This window comes from Aestuariibius violaceus, from assembly GCF_040779325.2.
In the GTDB taxonomy this organism is placed as follows: Bacteria; Pseudomonadota; Alphaproteobacteria; order Rhodobacterales; family Rhodobacteraceae; genus Aestuariibius; species Aestuariibius violaceus.
In genome coordinates this window covers 29,207-46,724 of record NZ_JBFONT020000008.1, presented here as the reverse complement: position 1 = coordinate 46,724, position 17,518 = coordinate 29,207, and the positions used below count along the sequence as shown (strand labels likewise).

Annotated in this window: 27 protein-coding genes; 23 read left to right on the top strand and 4 right to left on the bottom strand. The window is 62.6% G+C overall.

Annotated elements, in window-relative coordinates; genetic code table 11:
- Window positions 1–4: 4 nt before the first annotated feature.
- From tagF to AADZ90_RS18490, 4 genes are read left to right on the top strand one after another with little or no spacing between them, the layout of a single operon-like run.
- Window positions 5–655 (top strand): type VI secretion system-associated protein TagF, encoded by a 651-nt coding sequence (gene tagF, locus AADZ90_RS18505; RefSeq protein ID WP_367312222.1) that lies wholly within the window; start codon window positions 5–7, stop codon window positions 653–655.
- A 54-nt stretch (window positions 656–709) separates the two neighbouring features.
- Window positions 710–1,489 carry a PP2C family protein-serine/threonine phosphatase gene (locus AADZ90_RS18500; protein WP_367312221.1) on the top strand — a complete coding sequence of 260 codons (780 nt, stop codon included), beginning with the start codon at window positions 710–712 and terminating at the stop codon, window positions 1,487–1,489.
- A 3-nt stretch (window positions 1,490–1,492) separates the two neighbouring features.
- Window positions 1,493–3,502, top strand: a complete 2,010-nt coding sequence (locus AADZ90_RS18495; RefSeq protein WP_367312220.1) for a serine/threonine-protein kinase — start codon at window positions 1,493–1,495, stop codon at window positions 3,500–3,502.
- Between the two features lie 45 nt (window positions 3,503–3,547).
- On the top strand, window positions 3,548–4,168 hold the full coding sequence (locus tag AADZ90_RS18490; protein WP_367312219.1) for a TIGR02466 family protein: 621 nt from the start codon (window positions 3,548–3,550) through the stop codon (window positions 4,166–4,168).
- Window positions 4,169–4,192: 24 nt separating this feature from the next.
- On the opposite strand, the gene ppk2 is transcribed toward AADZ90_RS18490, so the two are convergent.
- Window positions 4,193–5,101 (bottom strand): polyphosphate kinase 2, encoded by a 909-nt coding sequence (gene ppk2 / locus AADZ90_RS18485; protein ID WP_367312218.1) that lies wholly within the window; start codon window positions 5,099–5,101, stop codon window positions 4,193–4,195.
- Between the two features lie 301 nt (window positions 5,102–5,402).
- On the opposite strand from ppk2, the gene rpmC reads away from it, so the two are divergent.
- The 11 genes from rpmC (at window position 5,403) to rpmD (ending at window position 9,808) form a co-directional block, all read left to right on the top strand.
- Window positions 5,403–5,609 carry a 50S ribosomal protein L29 gene (gene rpmC / locus AADZ90_RS18480; RefSeq protein WP_367312217.1) on the top strand — a complete coding sequence of 69 codons (207 nt, stop codon included), beginning with the start codon at window positions 5,403–5,405 and terminating at the stop codon, window positions 5,607–5,609.
- Between the two features lie 4 nt (window positions 5,610–5,613).
- Window positions 5,614–5,844 carry a 30S ribosomal protein S17 gene (rpsQ, locus tag AADZ90_RS18475; RefSeq protein WP_367312216.1) on the top strand — a complete coding sequence of 77 codons (231 nt, stop codon included), beginning with the start codon at window positions 5,614–5,616 and terminating at the stop codon, window positions 5,842–5,844.
- A gap of 157 nt (window positions 5,845–6,001) precedes the next feature.
- A complete protein-coding gene (gene rplN / locus AADZ90_RS18470) occupies window positions 6,002–6,370 on the top strand; it encodes a 50S ribosomal protein L14 (protein ID WP_011567679.1) in 369 nt (122 codons plus the stop codon).
- Window positions 6,370–6,675 (top strand): 50S ribosomal protein L24, encoded by a 306-nt coding sequence (gene rplX, locus AADZ90_RS18465; RefSeq protein WP_367312215.1) that lies wholly within the window; start codon window positions 6,370–6,372, stop codon window positions 6,673–6,675. Before rplN ends, rplX begins: the two co-directional genes overlap by 1 nt.
- On the top strand, window positions 6,675–7,238 hold the full coding sequence (gene rplE / locus AADZ90_RS18460) for a 50S ribosomal protein L5 (RefSeq protein WP_367312214.1): 564 nt from the start codon (window positions 6,675–6,677) through the stop codon (window positions 7,236–7,238). Before rplX ends, rplE begins: the two co-directional genes overlap by 1 nt.
- A gap of 12 nt (window positions 7,239–7,250) precedes the next feature.
- Window positions 7,251–7,556: a 30S ribosomal protein S14 gene (gene rpsN / locus AADZ90_RS18455; protein ID WP_367312213.1), complete on the top strand. Its 306-nt coding sequence runs from the start codon at window positions 7,251–7,253 to the stop codon at window positions 7,554–7,556.
- A gap of 15 nt (window positions 7,557–7,571) precedes the next feature.
- Window positions 7,572–7,964, top strand: coding sequence for a 30S ribosomal protein S8 (gene rpsH, locus AADZ90_RS18450; RefSeq protein ID WP_367312256.1), 393 nt, complete (start codon window positions 7,572–7,574; stop codon window positions 7,962–7,964).
- 10 nt (window positions 7,965–7,974) lie between these two features.
- Window positions 7,975–8,508 carry a 50S ribosomal protein L6 gene (gene rplF, locus AADZ90_RS18445; RefSeq protein WP_367312212.1) on the top strand — a complete coding sequence of 178 codons (534 nt, stop codon included), beginning with the start codon at window positions 7,975–7,977 and terminating at the stop codon, window positions 8,506–8,508.
- Between the two features lie 12 nt (window positions 8,509–8,520).
- A complete protein-coding gene (gene rplR / locus AADZ90_RS18440) occupies window positions 8,521–8,880 on the top strand; it encodes a 50S ribosomal protein L18 (RefSeq protein WP_367312211.1) in 360 nt (119 codons plus the stop codon).
- Between the two features lie 124 nt (window positions 8,881–9,004).
- Window positions 9,005–9,607, top strand: a complete 603-nt coding sequence (gene rpsE / locus AADZ90_RS18435; protein WP_367312210.1) for a 30S ribosomal protein S5 — start codon at window positions 9,005–9,007, stop codon at window positions 9,605–9,607.
- 12 nt (window positions 9,608–9,619) lie between these two features.
- On the top strand, window positions 9,620–9,808 hold the full coding sequence (gene rpmD, locus AADZ90_RS18430) for a 50S ribosomal protein L30 (RefSeq protein WP_367312209.1): 189 nt from the start codon (window positions 9,620–9,622) through the stop codon (window positions 9,806–9,808).
- A 53-nt stretch (window positions 9,809–9,861) separates the two neighbouring features.
- Here the strand turns inward: rpmD and AADZ90_RS18425 are convergent, their stop codons facing one another.
- Together AADZ90_RS18425 and AADZ90_RS18420 are read right to left on the bottom strand one after the other, a co-directional pair.
- On the bottom strand, window positions 9,862–10,254 hold the full coding sequence (locus AADZ90_RS18425) for a PIN-like domain-containing protein (RefSeq protein ID WP_367312208.1): 393 nt from the start codon (window positions 10,252–10,254) through the stop codon (window positions 9,862–9,864).
- Window positions 10,251–10,952 carry a hypothetical protein gene (locus AADZ90_RS18420; RefSeq protein ID WP_367312207.1) on the bottom strand — a complete coding sequence of 234 codons (702 nt, stop codon included), beginning with the start codon at window positions 10,950–10,952 and terminating at the stop codon, window positions 10,251–10,253. The genes AADZ90_RS18425 and AADZ90_RS18420 overlap by 4 nt, the downstream gene beginning before the upstream one ends.
- Window positions 10,953–11,180: 228 nt before the next feature.
- On the opposite strand from AADZ90_RS18420, the gene rplO reads away from it, so the two are divergent.
- The 7 genes from rplO to rplQ all read left to right on the top strand — a co-directional run bounded on the left by rplO (window position 11,181) and on the right by rplQ (window position 16,589).
- Window positions 11,181–11,663, top strand: a complete 483-nt coding sequence (gene rplO, locus AADZ90_RS18415; RefSeq protein ID WP_367312206.1) for a 50S ribosomal protein L15 — start codon at window positions 11,181–11,183, stop codon at window positions 11,661–11,663.
- A 101-nt stretch (window positions 11,664–11,764) separates the two neighbouring features.
- Window positions 11,765–13,132 (top strand): preprotein translocase subunit SecY, encoded by a 1,368-nt coding sequence (gene secY, locus AADZ90_RS18410; RefSeq protein ID WP_367312205.1) that lies wholly within the window; start codon window positions 11,765–11,767, stop codon window positions 13,130–13,132.
- On the top strand, window positions 13,129–13,773 hold the full coding sequence (locus AADZ90_RS18405) for an adenylate kinase (protein ID WP_367312204.1): 645 nt from the start codon (window positions 13,129–13,131) through the stop codon (window positions 13,771–13,773). Before secY ends, AADZ90_RS18405 begins: the two co-directional genes overlap by 4 nt.
- Before the next feature lie 283 nt (window positions 13,774–14,056).
- The gene (rpsM, locus tag AADZ90_RS18400; RefSeq protein WP_367312203.1) at window positions 14,057–14,425 is read left to right on the top strand and encodes a 30S ribosomal protein S13; all 369 of its coding nucleotides are present in this window, start codon (window positions 14,057–14,059) and stop codon (window positions 14,423–14,425) included.
- A gap of 15 nt (window positions 14,426–14,440) precedes the next feature.
- A complete protein-coding gene (rpsK, locus tag AADZ90_RS18395; RefSeq protein ID WP_367312202.1) occupies window positions 14,441–14,833 on the top strand; it encodes a 30S ribosomal protein S11 in 393 nt (130 codons plus the stop codon).
- Window positions 14,834–14,945: 112 nt separating this feature from the next.
- On the top strand, window positions 14,946–15,962 hold the full coding sequence (locus AADZ90_RS18390) for a DNA-directed RNA polymerase subunit alpha (RefSeq protein WP_367312201.1): 1,017 nt from the start codon (window positions 14,946–14,948) through the stop codon (window positions 15,960–15,962).
- Between the two features lie 213 nt (window positions 15,963–16,175).
- Window positions 16,176–16,589, top strand: coding sequence for a 50S ribosomal protein L17 (gene rplQ / locus AADZ90_RS18385; RefSeq protein ID WP_367312200.1), 414 nt, complete (start codon window positions 16,176–16,178; stop codon window positions 16,587–16,589).
- 65 nt (window positions 16,590–16,654) lie between these two features.
- On the opposite strand, the gene AADZ90_RS18380 is transcribed toward rplQ, so the two are convergent.
- Window positions 16,655–16,825 carry a hypothetical protein gene (locus AADZ90_RS18380; protein ID WP_367312199.1) on the bottom strand — a complete coding sequence of 57 codons (171 nt, stop codon included), beginning with the start codon at window positions 16,823–16,825 and terminating at the stop codon, window positions 16,655–16,657.
- Between the two features lie 76 nt (window positions 16,826–16,901).
- On the opposite strand from AADZ90_RS18380, the gene AADZ90_RS18375 reads away from it, so the two are divergent.
- A complete protein-coding gene (locus tag AADZ90_RS18375) occupies window positions 16,902–17,513 on the top strand; it encodes an autoinducer binding domain-containing protein (protein ID WP_367312198.1) in 612 nt (203 codons plus the stop codon).
- Window positions 17,514–17,518 lie beyond the last annotated feature (5 nt).

Here is a 17,518-nt window from a genome sequence, read left to right as displayed (position 1 = left end):
GCCGGTGGCGGGACTCTACGGCAAACACCGGGCGTTTGGGGACTTCATATCGTTGGGCCTCAAAGGCGAAACGGGAGCTGCGCTGGAGAATTGGCTGCACGCGATCCTGCCGCGGGCCAAAAGCACGCTGGGGGAAGCGTGGGACGGAATCTTCGACAGCGGGATGGAGCTGCGGTTCTGGGCCGGGCAGGGGGTGCTGTCGCCCGGGCCGGTCTGCGGGATCCTGCGCCCCTCGCGCGACAAGGTCGGCCGCCGTTTTCCGCTGCTTGCCATCGTAGAGGACGCGGTTCCCCTGCCACCGGTGATCGACCCGGACCAGACGCTCTACGCCGCGCTTTCCACCGGGCTCGACGCGCTGGAGGGGGAGGCGCCACTTGAGACGCTCAACGCGCATCTCGCCGAGCTGGGCGATTACCGCACCGTCGAGGCCGACGAGCCCGGCTTCTGGGCGGTCAATCCGGAGACGCCGGTGGAGGAGCTTCTGACCGCCATCGCGGCCACCGACCATCTGCGCGCGACCCGCGGACGCTCCTACTGGTGGAGCGCGGGCGATCCGTTAAGGGCCGCCGCGGTGCAGGTTTGTGCTGGATTGCCGGACGCGGATGGGTTCAATTGGCTGACAGCAGGCGTTTCGAGGCAGGAGGCAACGGGGTAGAGTGCGGGCGGGCACGACAAAGAGCCTGAAAACGGGCCGGGAGCCTCTTGGGGAATGAGCAACGGCTTTTTCACGTTTCAGACCGGGGAAGCGACCCATCGCGGTTGCGTCCGCGACCACAACGAGGACGCGCTGCTGAGCCTTCCGGGTTCGGGCGTCTGGGCCGTCGCCGACGGGATGGGCGGACACCAGGCCGGGGACTACGCGAGCCAGACGATCGTGGAAGACCTGCGGTCGGTCGGAATGCCGGGATCGGCCCACGATCTTCAGGCGCGGTTCATGGAACGGCTCGACCGGGCGCATCACCGGATCGTCGAACACGCGATGCGGATCGGCGGCGGCACGGTCGGCGCGACGCTGGTGGCGCTGCTGATCTTCGAGGATGCCTATGCCTGCGTCTGGGCCGGGGACAGCCGTCTCTACCTGCTGCGCGGGGGCAAGCTGACGCGGGTCAGCCAGGACCATACCGAGGTTCAGGAGCTGCTCAACTCGGGCGCCATCACGCCGGAAGAGGCGATCCACTGGCCCCGCCGTAACGTCATCACGCGCGCCATCGGCGTGACCGATCCGGCCGCCTGCGACGTGGTCAGCGGCACGCTTCAGGAGGGCGACCGGTTCCTTCTCTGTTCGGACGGCGTGACCGAGCACAACCGCGACCACGACCTTGCCGCGATGCTGTCGAACGGCTTCGGCGACCCGCAGGCGGTCAGCGACGCGATCATCCAGCGCACGCTTGCCGAAGGGGCGCGTGACAATACCACCGCGATCGTCGTGGATTGCTACGCCCGGACCGAGGCCATGGTCGACGAGACCACCGGCCTGTGGGAGACGTAAGTCATGGGGGCCGACAAAGCCGCCGAGGGGAAGCGCAGCGCGATCCCCATCGGCACGATGATCAACAACAATTACGAGATCACCGACCAGATCAGCTCTGGCGGGATGGGCGAGGTCTATCGCGGGGTCAACGCCTTCACCGGCGATCCGGTGGCGATCAAGATCGTGCTGGAAAGCCTCAGCCAGGACGAAAAGGTCGCAACGCTTTTCAAGCGCGAGGCGCGGATCCTCTGCCAGCTCTCGGACCGGGCGATCGTCCGCTATTACAACTTCGTCCGGGACGAGGGGCTCGACCGGTTCTGCCTGATCATGGAGTTCATCGACGGGATCTCGCTGAGCGATCACGTCCGGAAGAACGGCCCGATTTCGGTCGAAGAAGCCAAGCGGCTGATGAAGCGTCTGGCCCAGGGCCTGGACGAGGCCCATGGCCGCGAAGTGACCCATCGCGACCTGTCGCCCGACAACGTGATGCTGCGCGACGGCAAGATCGACGAGGCGGTGCTGATCGACTTCGGCATCGCGAAGTCGACCGAGCTGACGGAAGGCACGCTGCACGGGCAGTTGGCCGGTAAGTTCAAGTACATCTCACCCGAGCAGCTGGGCCATTATGACGGGGAAATCGGGCCGCGCACCGATGTCTACGGTTTCGGCCTGATGATCGCGGCAGCTGTCATCGGCACGCCGCTTGATATGGGCGGGTCGGTTGTCGAGGCGGTCAATGCCCGCCGCTCCGTCCCGGATCTGAGCGAGGTGCCGGACGAGTTGCAGCCGGTTCTGGCCAAGATGCTCGAGCCCGATCCGGACGATCGGCCGCCCCGGATGCTCGACGTGATCGCGCTGCTCGACGCGAAGCCCGAACCGCTGGTGCTTGATCAGACGATCATCCAGCCCGCCGACAAGACGGCAGAGCCGTCCACGCCGCCGCAGACCCAGCCGCCCTCAGGCGAGGAAAGCGCCGGATCGGACAGCCCGTTTGGCGCGCCGCCGCCGGCAGCGGCGGGCGTCCTGACGGGCGCGACGGCCCCGCCGGCGGGATCGGGCTTTGTGCCGACCTCACCCGCTCCGCATACGCCCCGCACGTTGACCGTCCCACCGCCGTCCCGAAAGAAACGCAATGTGAAGCGCAGCGGCAGCCGGTGGACCATGCTTCTGGCGCTTCTGCTCATCATTGTCGGTGGTCTGGCTGCCATGCAGGGGCCGCTGCAGTCGATCTTGCCTGGATCGTGGTTCGCGTCGGATGCGAATGGTGCAGGAGGTGGTGGCGGTGAAGGGGTGGCCAGCGCCTCAGGTACTCCAGCGGCGATGACGCGCGAGGGCTTCCTCGCTGCGTTTGCCGAAGGGGACTGCACCTTTGCCACCCGCGTGCGGGCGGGGCCGAATACCGGCCTGATCGAGACCTTCGCGACCGAGCTTGGCCAGTTCGGCGGCTTGCGCGATGCCTACGAGGATGAATTCGGCGCGCGTCCCGACCTGCTTCAACGGGTCGTGGCCGAAGGGCATTGCCCTGCGGTGAACTTTGCACGACGCCTTCAGGCGGACGGTGGAACCGGACCCATCCTTCTGATGGATGCCAGCCGGGTCGAGGCGGGCGGCACGGTGTCGGGCACGCTGACCGGGACCGATGGCGATCCGGTCTGGCTGTTCCTCATCAGCACGAAGGGCGGGATCTATAACCTGACCGCTGGGCTGGAGCCGTCGCCGGATGGATCGGCGCGCTTCGCGTTTGGGCTGGACCTTGCCGCGGGCGAGACCTCGGAACCGCAGCTGATCGCCGCCGTGACCTCGGAGGCGTCGCTGACCAGTGCAGCGACCGCCGTGGCCGGCGCGGTGGCCGGGTCTCTCCTGCCGCTCGTCGCAGACGAGATCGCCTCGACCGGCGGCGGGGGGGTCACGTTGGGTTATTTCCTGCTGGAGCGGACGGCATCCGAGGGGGCGCCTGTGGGCGAGACTGCACCGGAAGAAACGATACCGGACACGGGCAACAGCGGGTTCGTCATCCAGGAAGAGGGCTGAGACGCCCTCTCGTCACGCCCGGCCGGCTCGGCTATGTCCGGGCGCATGTCTCAGATCAGCTCTCTCTTTGTCACCCGCCTCTACCGGGCAGCCTTGTCGGACCACAAACCCGCTGTTGATGCCGCCGAGCTTGAGGCGTCGTGCTTTTCCATCGCCGGGGATGACGAGGCAGGCCAGGAATGGTGCGAAGAGAACGGCTATCCCGGCTATACCAGCTACGCCTCGCTGACGGACCTGCCCTGGCGGTTCCCGATCTTCGCCGACCTGGTCAAGGCGCTCGACGCCCATGTCGCGGCCTTTGCCGGCGAGTTGCAGTTCGATCTGGGCGGCAAGGCGCTGGAGCTTGAGGATATCTGGATCAACATCCTGCCCGAAGGCGGCATCCACACCTCCCACCTGCACCCCCATTCGGTGATCAGCGGCACGACCTACGTGGCGATGCCCGAGGGGACGAGCGCTATCCGGTTCGAGGATCCCCGCCACCCGATGATGATGGCTGCCCCGCCCCGCCGTGCCGATGCGTCCGAAGACCAGCGGACCTTCGTCTACGTGACACCGCAGGTCGGAGAGGTCCTGCTCTGGGAAAGCTGGCTGCGCCATGAGGTTCCCATGAACATGAGCGAGGACGAGCGGGTGAGCGTGAGTTTTAACTATAAGTGGACGTAAAGCTCACGCTTTAGGGCTGTCGGATCACTCCGCCGCCTGCGCTGTCGTCCGCCGCGTCTTGGGATGCAGCGACGCGGCCAGGATGTGCTCCGATTGGCTGATGACGTGGTTGGCGTGCAGAACGATCTTCGGGTCCGGCGCCGTCGCTACCGTCTCGTCCTTGTTGGGGTAGTCGAGCACCGACAGGAAATGCTTCATGCAGTTGAGCCGCGCCCGCTTCTTGTCGTCCGACCGGACGACGGTCCACGGCGCATCGGCGGTGTCGGTATAGAAAAACATCGCCTCTTTCGCCTCGGTATAGTCGTCCCACTTGTCGAGGCTCGCCATATCGATCGGCGACAGCTTCCACCGCTTCAGCGGATCGGTCTCGCGCGATTCAAACCGGCGCTTCTGCTCGTCCCGGGTGACCGAGAACCAATACTTGAAAAGCTTGACCCCGCTGCGGACGAGCATCCGCTCGATCTCGGGCGTCTCACGCATGAATTCGAGGTATTCGGTCGGATCGCAGAAGTTCATCACCCGCTCGACCCCGGCGCGGTTGTACCAGGACCGGTCGTAGAGGACCATCTCGCCCGAGGTCGGCAGGTGCTTGATGTAGCGTTGAAAGAACCACTGGCCGCGTTCCACCTCGGTCGGCTTGTTCAGGGCGACGACGCGCGCGGCGCGGGGGTTCAGGTGTTCGGTGAACCGCTTGATCGTGCCGCCCTTGCCGGCGGCGTCGCGTCCTTCGAAAAGCAGGACGTGTTTCTGGCCGGTCTCCTGCACCCAAAGCTGGACCTTCAGAAGCTCGACCTGCAATGCGGCCTTCTCGGCTTCGTACTCGGCGCGGCTCATCTTGGTGGGGTAAGGGTATTCGCCCTGCTCGAAGCTCAGGATCTTTGCCGTCCGCTCGTCAATCGCCTCTTTTGGCTGTTTCGTCGCTGCGCTCTCCATACTCGATCTCCCTCGTGACAGGGGGGCACCCTTTGCAGAAAAGGGGGGTGCAAAGCATTGACTTGAATCAAAGGCGCAAGCAGAAGGGTTGCGGTCATGGCATCGCGCTGAGGACTTCCGTAGAACGGCCCGATCTCCTCCGGAGAAACGGGCGCGCAAGTCTCGCCGCGCCGTGTAAAAAAAAATGCCTGTTGCCATGGGAGCGCTTGGCACGTATACGGCGCGCTCATTCACGAACTCCACGGGAATCAGCGTGACCCGGACGCCGGGGCGCTCTCGTGATGTTGAAAGGAAGAAGGCGATGAACGCCACAGAACTGCGCGACAAGACGCCGGACCAGCTCCGCGACGAACTCGCATCCCTCAAGAAGGAGGCCTTCAACCTCCGCTTCCAGCAGGCCACCGGTCAGCTTGAAAACACCGCGCGCATGCGCGTCGTCCGCCGGGACGTCGCCCGCGTGAAGACGATCCTGAACGAAAAGGCCGCGACCGCGGCGACCGAGGAGTAGGCCCATGCCCAAGCGTATCCTTCAGGGCACCGTGACCTCGAACCAGAACGCCCAGACCGTCACCGTGTCGGTCGAGCGCCGGTTCAAGCACCCGCTTCTTCAGAAGACCGTCCGTAAGTCCAAGAAGTACCGGGCTCACGACGAGAACAACAAGTTTAACGTCGGTGACAGCGTTCGCATCCAGGAATGCGCGCCGAAGTCGAAGACCAAGCGCTGGGAGGTGATCGCCGACTGACCGGCCGCTCATCGGCCCGCACGGGCCTCTTCGCTGATCCAGCGAGGAGCGCCCGCACGGGAGCGACGAGCGACCTGCCACACGCCATCACATTCCGGTTTGATCGAAACCCTGGGGGAGACAACCAGACCAGCCCCCAAAGGTCGGGAGAAACCAAATGATCCAGATGCAGACCAATCTGGATGTCGCTGACAATTCCGGTGCTCGCCGGGTTCAGTGCATCAAGGTTCTCGGCGGTTCCAAGCGCAAGTATGCGTCCGTGGGCGACATCATCGTGGTGTCGGTCAAGGAAGCCATCCCGCGCGGCCGTGTGAAGAAAGGCGACGTCCGCAAGGCCGTCGTCGTGCGCACCGCCAAGGAAGTCCGCCGCGAAGACGGCACCGCGATCCGCTTCGATCGCAATGCCGCCGTCATCCTCAACAACAACAACGAGCCGATCGGCACCCGTATCTTCGGGCCGGTGGTTCGCGAGCTGCGCGCGAAGAACTTCATGAAGATCATCTCGCTCGCTCCGGAGGTGCTCTGATGGCCGCCAAGATCAAAAAGGGTGACAAGGTCATCGTCCTGGCCGGCAAGGACAAGGGCAAGACCGGTGAGATCGAAAGCGTCGATCCGAAGGCGGGCAAGGCCGTCGTCGGTGGCGTCAACATCGCGATCCGCCATCAGCGGCAGACCCAGGCGAGCCAGGGCGGCCGCCAGCCGAAGGCGATGCCCATCGACCTGTCGAACCTCGCCATCGTCGATGCCAACGGCAAGGCCAGCCGCGTCGGCTTCCGCATGGAAGACGGCAAGAAGGTCCGCTTCGCCAAGACGACGGGAGACGTGATCTGATGCTCGACACAGCAACCTATACCCCGCGCCTCAAGTCGCTTTACCGCGAGGAGATCCGCGCGAAGCTGAAGGAAGAATTCGGCTACAAGAACGACATGCAGATCCCGCGCCTGGACAAGATCGTCCTGAATATCGGCGCCGGCTCCGAGGCGGTGAAGGATTCCAAGAAAGCCAAGACGGCTGCCGAGGATCTGACGAACATCGCCGGCCAGAAGGCCGTCATCACCAAGGCCAAGAAGTCGATCGCCGGCTTCCGCGTCCGGGAAGACATGCCGCTTGGCGCCAAGGTCACCCTGCGTGGCGACCGCATGTACGATTTCCTCGACCGGCTCGTCACCATCGCGCTGCCCCGCGTCCGCGACTTCCGCGGCGTGTCCGGCAAAAGCTTCGATGGCCGCGGCAACTACGCCATGGGCCTGAAGGAATTCATCGTTTTCCCCGAAGTGAACTTCGACAAGATCGATGAGAACTGGGGATTGGACATCGTCATCTGCACCACCGCTGATAACGACGCCGAAGCCAAAGCGCTGTTGAAGCATTTCAACATGCCCTTCAACAGCTGAGAGGATTGATCCATGGCTAAGAAAGCAATGATCGAGCGCGAGAAGAAGCGCGAACGCCTCGTCGCCAAGTATGCCGAGAAGCGCGCTGCGCTGAAGGAAATCGCGAACGACGAGAGCAAGCCGATGGAAGAGCGGTTCAAGGCGCGCCTCAAGCTCGCCAAGCTGCCGCGCAATTCGTCGGCGGTCCGGCTGCATAACCGCTGCCAGCTCACCGGGCGTCCGCACGCCTATTATCGCAAGCTCAAGATCAGCCGGATCGCGCTGCGCGAGCTTGGTTCCAAAGGCGAGATCCCCGGTCTCGTCAAGTCCAGCTGGTAAGGGAGGCGTAACATGATGAACGATCCCATCGGCGATATGCTGACCCGAATCCGCAACGGCCAGATGCGCGCCAAGTCCACCGTCCACACGCCCGCGTCCAAGCTGCGCGGCTGGGTGCTCGATGTGCTGGCCGACGAAGGCTATATCCGCGGGTACGAGAAGACGACCGACGAACGCGGCCATCCCGCCTTCGAGATCAGCCTGAAATACTACGATGGCACTCCTGTCATTCGCGAGCTCAAGCGGGTCTCCAAGCCCGGCCGCCGCGTCTACATGAGCGTCAAGGACATCCCGCAGGTCCGTCAGGGCCTCGGCGTGTCGATTGTCAGCACGCCCCGCGGCGTGATGTCGGATGCAAATGCCCGCGCTGCCAATGTTGGTGGCGAGGTGCTTTGCACGATCTTCTAAGGGGGCGCAGATGTCTCGTATTGGTAAGAAACCAGTCGACCTGCCCTCCGGGGTCGAGGCCAAGGTCTCGGGTCAGACGATCGAGGTGAAGGGGCCGAAAGGCACCCGCAGCTTCACCGCCACCGACGACGTGACGCTCGCCGTCGAGGATAACGCCGTGACGGTCACTCCGCGCGGCAAGTCCAAGCGGGCGCGTCAGCAATGGGGCATGTCCCGCACGATGGTCGCCAACGCGGTCGAGGGCGTGACGAACGGGTTCAAGAAAGAGCTCGAGATCAACGGCGTCGGCTACCGCGCGCAGATGCAGGGCACGACCCTGAAGCTGTCGCTGGGCCTCAGCCACGAGGTGAACTTCGAAGTGCCCCAGGGCGTCACCGTCACCGCGCCGAAGCAGACCCAGATCATCGTCGAAGGCATCGACGAACAGCAGGTCGGCCAGGTCGCGGCGAACATTCGCGAATGGCGCAAGCCCGAGCCCTACAAGGGCAAGGGCATCAAGTATCTCGACGAGTATATCTTCCGCAAGGAAGGCAAGAAGAAGTAAGGACCGGACAAGATGGCCAACAGCAAGAGAGACCTGTTCCTCAAGCGCCGCCTGCGCGTTCGGAACAAGCTTCGCAAGGTGAATGCAGGGCGCGCGCGCCTGTCCGTTCACCGCTCGAACAAGAACATCAGCGCCCAGCTGATCGACGACGTCAACGGCGTGACCATCGCGTCGGCCTCGTCGCTCGAAAAGGATCTGGGCGTTGTCGGCAAGAACAACGTGGACGCGGCGACGAAGGTCGGCGCGGCCATCGCGGAGCGCGCCAAGAAGGCCGGCGTGGAAGAAGCCTATTTCGACCGTGGCGGCTTTCTCTTCCACGGCAAGATCAAGGCGCTTGCCGATGCCGCCCGCGAGGGTGGTCTGAAGATCTAACCTGCGGTTTCGCGGGACCTGAAGGGGGCGGCCACCGCCCTCTCGATGATCCGGGAGCCCCCTACTGGGGCTCACCAGGATTGGAAAAACGGGCGCCACCGCGCCGCATGACGAAGGAGGCCACATGGCCAGAGATGACAATCGCAGGGGCGGCCGTCGCGACCGCGACGAGAACCCCGAATTCGCCGATCGCCTGGTTGCGATCAACCGGGTCAGCAAGACCGTCAAGGGCGGCAAGCGCTTCGGCTTTGCAGCCCTCGTCGTCGTGGGCGACCAGAAGGGCCGTGTCGGCTTCGGCAAGGGCAAGGCCAAAGAGGTGCCCGAGGCGATCCGCAAGGCGACCGAGGCCGCCAAGCGGTCGATGATCCGCGTGCCGCTGCGCGAAGGCCGCACGCTGCACCACGACATGAAGGGCCGCCATGGCGCCGGCAAGGTCGTGATGCGGACGGCCCCGGAAGGAACCGGTATCATCGCCGGTGGTCCGATGCGCGCCGTGTTCGAGATGCTGGGCATCAAGGACGTGGTCGCGAAATCGATCGGGTCGCAGAACCCCTACAACATGATCCGCGCGACGATCGACGGGCTGCAGAAAGAATCCTCGCCCCGCTCCGTCGCTCAGCGCCGCGGCAAGAAGGTGGCCGACATTCTCCCCAAGCGGGACAGTGTCGACGAGCAATCCGATGTCGCCCACAACGCACCCGTGGCCGAAGCCACGGCCGATGCGTAAGGAGGCTGGATCATGGCAAAAACCATCGTCGTCAAACAGATCGGCTCCCCGATCCGCCGCCCGGCCAAACAGCGCCAGACGCTGATCGGCCTCGGCCTGAACAAGATGCACAAGACCCGCGAGCTGGAGGACACCCCCTCCGTCCGCGGCATGGTCGAAAGCATCCCGCATCTGGTCGAGATTGTGGAGGAGCGTGGGTAATCATCCCTGCCTCTTGTGAGAAACGATAGGGCGCTCGGTTTCGAGCGCCCTTTTTAGATTGTTTTCAGACGCAGTGTCTTTATGGGAATTTCAAACATCGAACCACCGCTCACGAGTTCGGCTTGTTGTTCGATATTCGGCCAGAATGCCATAAGACGTTCCATCTGTTTCGTCATTGAGCTTTTCTGAAGCGATCTCGCGAGGAAAAAGCCGATAAGGTTGGAAGACCTGAAGACCTGCTGTTCGGCCTTGTTGCGGCTTATTCGCCGGTCACCGGATATAACAATCCACCTGCCTTCCGAACTGAGAGTTCTTATCCACTCTGTATCTTCTACTTTAGGGCCGAAGCGGTCGCGGAGATGGATTACTACGTGCAGATCGGCAAACAAGGCTGCGAGTGAGTGCGCCAATGCTGGCGGAAGATTTTCGTCTACGATGACCTTCAAGCAGCCTTGAGTCCATTTTGGTATTGCACGGCATCGCGCACGACTTTGGGTGCCACTTCGAACAAGCGGGCCACCCGCGTCACGGATCCCTCGGCTTCAACAGCCTCCGCCAGTGTTATTGTCGGCACGCCGCTGGCCTCTGCAATCGGCTGACCAAATGATCTGCCGGGATCGATCACAATCGTATCTTTGCCGCGATGGGGCCTCCATCGTGTGACGATATCATCTTCAAGGTCCAGATCTCGGAATGACTTTTCAACTATCGCTTTGAAAACAAACTGCCTCTTCCGCAGGTCTATGAGCGGCCCGTCCTCTGACTTCTCGAGACTCTGAAGAAAGATAGTCTGGCCATCAGTCCGAAAACGACCCGTAGAAAAGGGCCGATCCGTCTCGATACATTCTCGCGCGTAGTTCAGGCAGTTCCGTACCGCCTTCAGGCCTATGCCCTGATCGGTAAATGCCTTGACGAAGCGGAACTCGATCAGGTCCTGAAAGCTCAAGATAGGTGTTCCGTCGTCCAGCAACACATCGCTTGTCCAAAGTGGATCGACGTGCCGGCGATCGGAGGAGATCTTGTATGAGTATCCATGAACCCACCGTCTGAGCTTCTGTGTTGCCATACCAAGCAAAAGGGCGGCCTCTGACGTCGTGTAGAGGCCGATACCTAACAAGTCTTGGTTTGAAACACGCGGGTTCATCAGCCTGAGCATCTCTCGAAGGTATGGAACGATCTCTAAACAAATTGATAAGCATGGCGTTCAACAGGCGCAACAAGACAAGCGTGAAGCGAGAGCTATAGCCCTTGATCCCGCCCCATCCCCCGTCTATACGCCTCCGGTCGGATCATACCGACCTCATCAACCAAGATATGCCGTGTCCCTCCCATATCGCTTCCGGGGAGGTGTTCCGGCCGTAGGAGAAGCGATATGAAACTGCACGAACTCAGCGACAATCCCGGCGCAACGAAGAAGCGCAAGCGCGTGGGCCGCGGCCCGGGCTCCGGCATGGGCAAGACCGCCGGCCGCGGGATCAAGGGTCAGAAATCCCGCTCGGGCGTGGCCATCAACGGCTACGAGGGCGGCCAGATGCCGATCTACCAGCGTCTGCCCAAGCGCGGCTTCAACAATCCCAACCGCAAGCAGTTTGCCGTGGTGAATCTGGGCCTGATCCAGAAGTTCATCGATGCCGGCAAGCTGAAGGGCGACATCACCGAGGACGGCCTGATCGAAAGCGGCCTCCTGCGCCGCAAGCGCGACGGTGTCCGCCTGCTCGCCAAGGGCGATCTGACAACGAAGGCCAACATCACCGTGACCGGCGCGTCGAAGGGCGCGATCGAGGCGGTCGAAAAGGCCGGTGGTTCCGTCACCGTGACAGGCACCGCCGCAAGCGCCGAGAACACGAGCGCCTGATCCCGGGTTGTGAGCGGCGCCCGCGTCGCTTACATCAGCCCAATGATTTTACGGCGCCGCGGGCCCTCCGCCGGCGCCGACCTGCCAGATAGAGAGCGTTCATGGCATCAGCAGCAGAGCAAATGGCGTCGAACATGAGCTGGTCGGCCTTCGGGAAGGCCACCGAGCTTCGCCAGCGGATCCTCTTCGCCATCGGCCTTCTGATCGTCTACCGCATCGGTACCTACATCCCGGTTCCCGGCATCGACGGCGCCGAGCTGCGCAACTTCATGGAAGGGGCGGCCGCGGGCCTTGGCGGCGTGCTGTCGATGTTCACCGGCGGGGCGCTCGCCCGGATGGGCATCTTCGCCCTCGGGATCATGCCCTATATCTCGGCCTCGATCATCGTGCAGCTTCTGGCGGCGATGTACGAGCCCTTGAAGCAGCTCAAGAAAGAGGGCGAGCAGGGGCGCAAGAAGATCAACCAGTATACCCGCTACGGCACCGTGGTGCTGGCGACGTTCCAGGCCTACGGGCTTGCCGTCAGCCTCGAGGCAGGCGGGCTTGCCTCTGATCCGGGGCTCTTCTTCCGCGCCTCCTGCGTCATCACGCTGGTCGGCGGCACGATGCTTCTGATGTGGATCGGGGAGCAGATCACCTCGCGCGGCATCGGCAACGGCATCTCGCTGATCATCTTCGTCGGCATCATCGCCGAGATCCCGGCGGCGCTGGCGCAGTTCTTCTCCCAGGCGGAGTCGAGCGGCAACTGGGCGCTTGTCGTCGGTGTCATGGTGATGGTCGTGGTCGTCCTGACCTTCGTGGTGTTCATGGAACGGGCGCTGCGAAAGATCCACATTCAGTACCCCCGCCGACAGGTGGGGATGAAGGTCTATGATGGCGGCACATCCCACCTGCCGATCAAGGTGAACCCGGCGGGCGTGATCCCGGCGATCTTCGCCTCGGCGCTGCTGCTTCTGCCGACGACGGTCTCGACCTTCTCGGGCAACCAGACAGGCCCTGTCATGTCGACGATCCTCGCCTATTTCGGCCCGGGCCAGCCGGCCTATCTGGCCTTCTTCACGGCGATGATCGTGTTCTTCACGTTCTTCTACACCAAGGAAGTGTCGTTCAAGGTCGACGACGTGGCCGACAACCTCAAGCGCCAGAACGGCTTCATCCCTGGCATCCGCCCCGGCCAGCGCACCGCCGAATACCTCGACTACGTGCTGACCCGGATCCTCGTCCTCGGCTCGTCCTACCTGGCGCTTGTCTGTCTGCTGCCCGAGATCTTGCGGTCCCAGCTGGCGATCCCGTTCTATTTTGGCGGCACGTCGATCCTCATCATCGTGTCGGTCGGCATGGACACGATCCAGCAGATCCAGTCCCACCTGCTGGCCCACCAATACGAAGGTCTCATTGAGAAATCCCAGCTGCGTGGCAGACGCAGCGGAGTAAAGCCGAAGAAGACCAAAGGGCCCGCACGTCGATGAACATCATACTTCTGGGCCCTCCGGGCGCGGGCAAGGGGACACAGGCCCGCCGTCTGGTGGATGCACGCAACATGATCCAGCTCTCCACGGGCGATATGCTGCGCGAGGCGCGGACCTCCGGCACCGAGATGGGCAAGAAGGTCGCCGAGGTTATGGATCGCGGCGACCTCGTGACGGACGAGATCGTGATTGGCCTGATCCGCGAGAAGCTGCAATTGGGCGAGGCGGAGGGTGGTTATATCTTCGACGGCTTCCCGCGGACGCTTGCCCAGGCCGACGCGTTGTCAAACCTTCTGAGCGAGCTGAACGAAACGCTCGATCACGTGGTCGAAATGCAGGTCGATGACGACGCGCTCGTCGCGCGCATCACCGGCCGGTCGACCTGCGCCAATTGTGGCGAGGTCTACCACGACGTCACCAAGCCGATCCCGGGCGACGGCAAATGCTCGAATTGCGGGGCGACCGAGTTCAAGCGCCGTGCGGACGACACCGAAGAGGCGCTCAGGACCCGGCTTCTGGCCTATTACAAGCAAACCTCGCCGCTCATCGGCTATTACTACGCGAAGGGCGACCTGCGCAGCGTCGACGGCCTGAAGGATATCGACGAGGTCGCCAACTCGATCCAGACGATCCTCTCCTAGACCCACGATTTTCTAGAAAATCGTGCCAAGTCAAAATCTTCTAGAAGATTTTGCCCCCTCAGGATCTTCTGGAAGATCCTGCAACGCCCGCCCTCTTGACGATCCATTAAAGACTCCATAGGTGGTGCCATCCCGAAAGGGAATCGCCCGCGCCGGGGGCCGATCACCTCCCGCGCTCATTACCAGAGATGACAGTGGCCCGCAGGCAGTCCGCCTCGGGCTTGCCGTTGTGAAAAAAGGGTCTGGAACTACGGACCCGCAACGAGAGAAGGACCACTAACCCGTGGCACGTATCGCAGGGGTCAACATCCCCACCGCAAAGCGCGTTCCGATCGCGCTGACCTACATCACCGGCATCGGCCATTCGTCGGCCAAGGAAATCTGCGAGGCTGTCGGCATCGACGCCAGCCGTCGCGTCAACGAGCTTTCCGATGCGGAAGTGCTCCAGATCCGCGAGCATATCGATGCCAACTTCACCGTCGAAGGCGACCTGCGCCGCGAGGTGCAGATGAACATCAAGCGTCTGATGGATCTCGGCTGCTACCGCGGCCTGCGGCATCGCCGCAACCTCCCCGTGCGCGGTCAGCGCACCCACACCAATGCTCGCACGCGCAAAGGCCCCGCAAAGGCCATCGCCGGCAAGAAGAAGTAAGGGGAGAGCACCGATATGGCACGCGACACCCGCACCCGCGGAAAGAAGAAGGTTTCCAAGAACATCGCCGCCGGCGTTGCGCATGTGAACTCTTCGTTCAACAACACCAAGATCCTGATCTCCGACGTTCAGGGCAACGCCATCGCCTGGTCCTCGGCCGGCACGATGGGCTTCAAGGGGTCGCGCAAGTCGACGCCCTATGCCGCCCAGATGGCTGCCGAAGACGCGGGCAAGAAGGCGCAGGAACACGGCGTCCGCACCCTCGAGGTCGAGGTGCAAGGCCCCGGCTCTGGCCGCGAAAGTGCGCTGCGCGCTCTGGCGGCCGTGGGCTTCAACATCACGTCGATCCGCGACGTGACGCCGATCGCCCATAACGGTTGCCGCCCGCCAAAGCGTCGCCGGGTCTGATCCGCATCCACCGTTTACGGGGCTGCGCTTCGGCGCGGCCCCGCTTCGTCATTTTGAAACCTCGGGAGTCTGCCGCTTGGGACATGGGCGCCAGACAGGAATGGAGGGACGCATGATCCACAAAAACTGGGCCGAATTGATCAAGCCGACGCAGCTCGACGTCAAGCCGGGCAACGATCCCGCGCGTCAGGCGACGGTCACGGCCGAACCGCTCGAGCGGGGCTTCGGCCTGACGCTCGGCAACGCGCTGCGGCGCGTGCTGATGTCGTCGCTGCAGGGCGGCGCGATCACCAGTGTCCAGATCGACAATGTCCTGCACGAGTTCTCGTCGATCTCGGGCGTCCGCGAGGACGTGACCGATGTCGTCCTGAACCTCAAGGGCGTGGCGATCCGGATGGAAACCGAAGGTCCGAAGCGGCTGTCGGTCCAGGCCAAGGGCCCGGGCGTTGTAACCGCCGGCGACATTTCGGAAAGCGCGGGCATCGAGATCCTGAACAAGGATCACGTCGTCTGCCACCTCGATGACGGTGCCGATCTGTTCATGGAACTGACGGTCAATACCGGCAAGGGCTATGTCCCGGCTGATCGCAACAAGCCTGAGGATGCGCCGATTGGCATGATCGCGATCGATGCGATCTATTCCCCGGTCAAGAAGGTCAGCTACGATGTCCAGCCGACCCGTGAGGGCCAGGTGCTCGACTACGACAAGCTGACGATGAAGATCGAAACCGACGGCTCGGTCACCCCGGACGATGCCGTGGCCTTCGCCGCGCGGATCATCCAGGATCAGCTGTCGATCTTCGTGAACTTCGATGAACCGGAAAGCGCCCAGGCGTCGTCCGAAGATGACGGGCTGGAGTTCAACCCGCTTCTGCTCAAAAAGGTCGATGAACTGGAATTGTCGGTCCGGTCCGCGAACTGCCTCAAGAACGACAACATCGTCTATATCGGCGATCTCATCCAGAAGACCGAAGCCGAGATGCTGCGCACCCCGAATTTCGGCCGGAAGTCGCTCAACGAGATCAAGGAAGTGCTCTCGGGCATGGGTCTGCACCTCGGCATGGATGTCGAAGACTGGCCGCCCGACAACATCGAGGATCTCGCCAAGAAGTTCGAAGATCAGTTCTGAAAATGAGACAATCGGCGCCGAAAGGGGCCGATTGTTTTTGGTGTTCAGTAAAGGTTAAGAAAGGTCGACAGGAACGTCCGTTCCCCTCCGACCAAATGCCGACTGGATACCGACCAAATGCCGCAAGGCAAAAACCCGGGCAATCCCGCCCCAAGGAGAGCGGGGGACACGCATCCCCCGCCGGACAAAGCATAAAGCTGAAGGAGTAAGAAAATGCGTCATGCAAGGGGCTATCGCCGCCTTAACCGAACCCACGAGCACCGCAAGGCGCTCTTCGCCAACATGGCCGGATCGCTGATCGAGCACGAGCAGATCAAGACGACCCTGCCCAAGGCAAAAGAGCTGAGGCGGGTGGTTGAAAAGCTCGTAACCCTCGGAAAACGTGGGGATTTGCATGCCCGCCGTCAGGCCGCTGCGCGGCTCAAGCAGGACGGTCATGTCGAAAAGCTGTTCGACGTGATTGGCCCCCGCTACGCCGACCGCCAGGGCGGCTATGTCCGGGTGATGAAGGCGGGCTTCCGCTACGGGGACATGGCCCCGATGGCGATCATCGAATTTGTCGATCGCGACACCGAGGCGAAGGGCGCTGCCGACAAGGCGCGCCTCGTCGAAGAGGATGATGCGTAACGCATTGGTTCAAAAAGAGAAAGCCCCGCCATTCCGGCGGGGCTTTCGTCAGGTAGCTGAAGATCTCAGTGACTGCTATGCGCGCTGCGACCATATCCCCTGTGATGGGAGCGCAGTGTGGCAAGAACCGTCTCCAGATCGTCGTCCTGGCCGCCCAAAAACTCCAGCAATAGGGCACGATCGGCCTGGGCCATGTTCCGCATCTGGACGTAGATATCGGTATCCGCCTGTTTCACAGCTCACCTCTTGTCTCCAGCTCGTCGCGGTACAATTTACGGTTGACCGGCTCTGGGGCAACTTGTCTAAAAAGACATGTCCTTAAGGTCGGGAATAGAACTTCAAACCCGTCGTCTGTCCAAGCTCGCGCCTGGCGGCTTCTTCTTCGCCTTACATATCCGGTTCGCGCTGCCGCTGTTACACCACCAGACCTACCCGCAAGGATGGACCGACCGTTACACAGAGGAGGCCTATGCGCTCCGTGATCCGATCATTGCCTGGGGGTTCAGCCAGACGGGCACGTCGCGATGGAGCGAGATCACAATCCCAGATCCCTTTGGCATTCTTGAGCAAGCCAAGGAGTTCGGTATGATCTATGGCTTTGCGGTCTCTTACGGTCCGATGAAATCGAGAACCATCGCATCGGCGGCGCGGGAAGACCGGGAGTTCACGGACGATGAGATCGAGACCTTCTCGGTGCTTATCCGTCAGCTGCATGACATAACCGAACCACCAACGACTCTCACGGATGCCCAACTCGAAGCCCTGCGGTGCATCGCCGACGGGGACCGTCATGCAGCTGCCGCGGCAAAGCTAAACATCTCTGAAAGTGCGCTCAAGGCGCGTCTTGCATCCGCCCGGCAGAGTTTACTTGCTCGTACAACCGCGGAAGCGATCCAGCGGGCCAAGGATTACAGACTGCTCTGACGCGA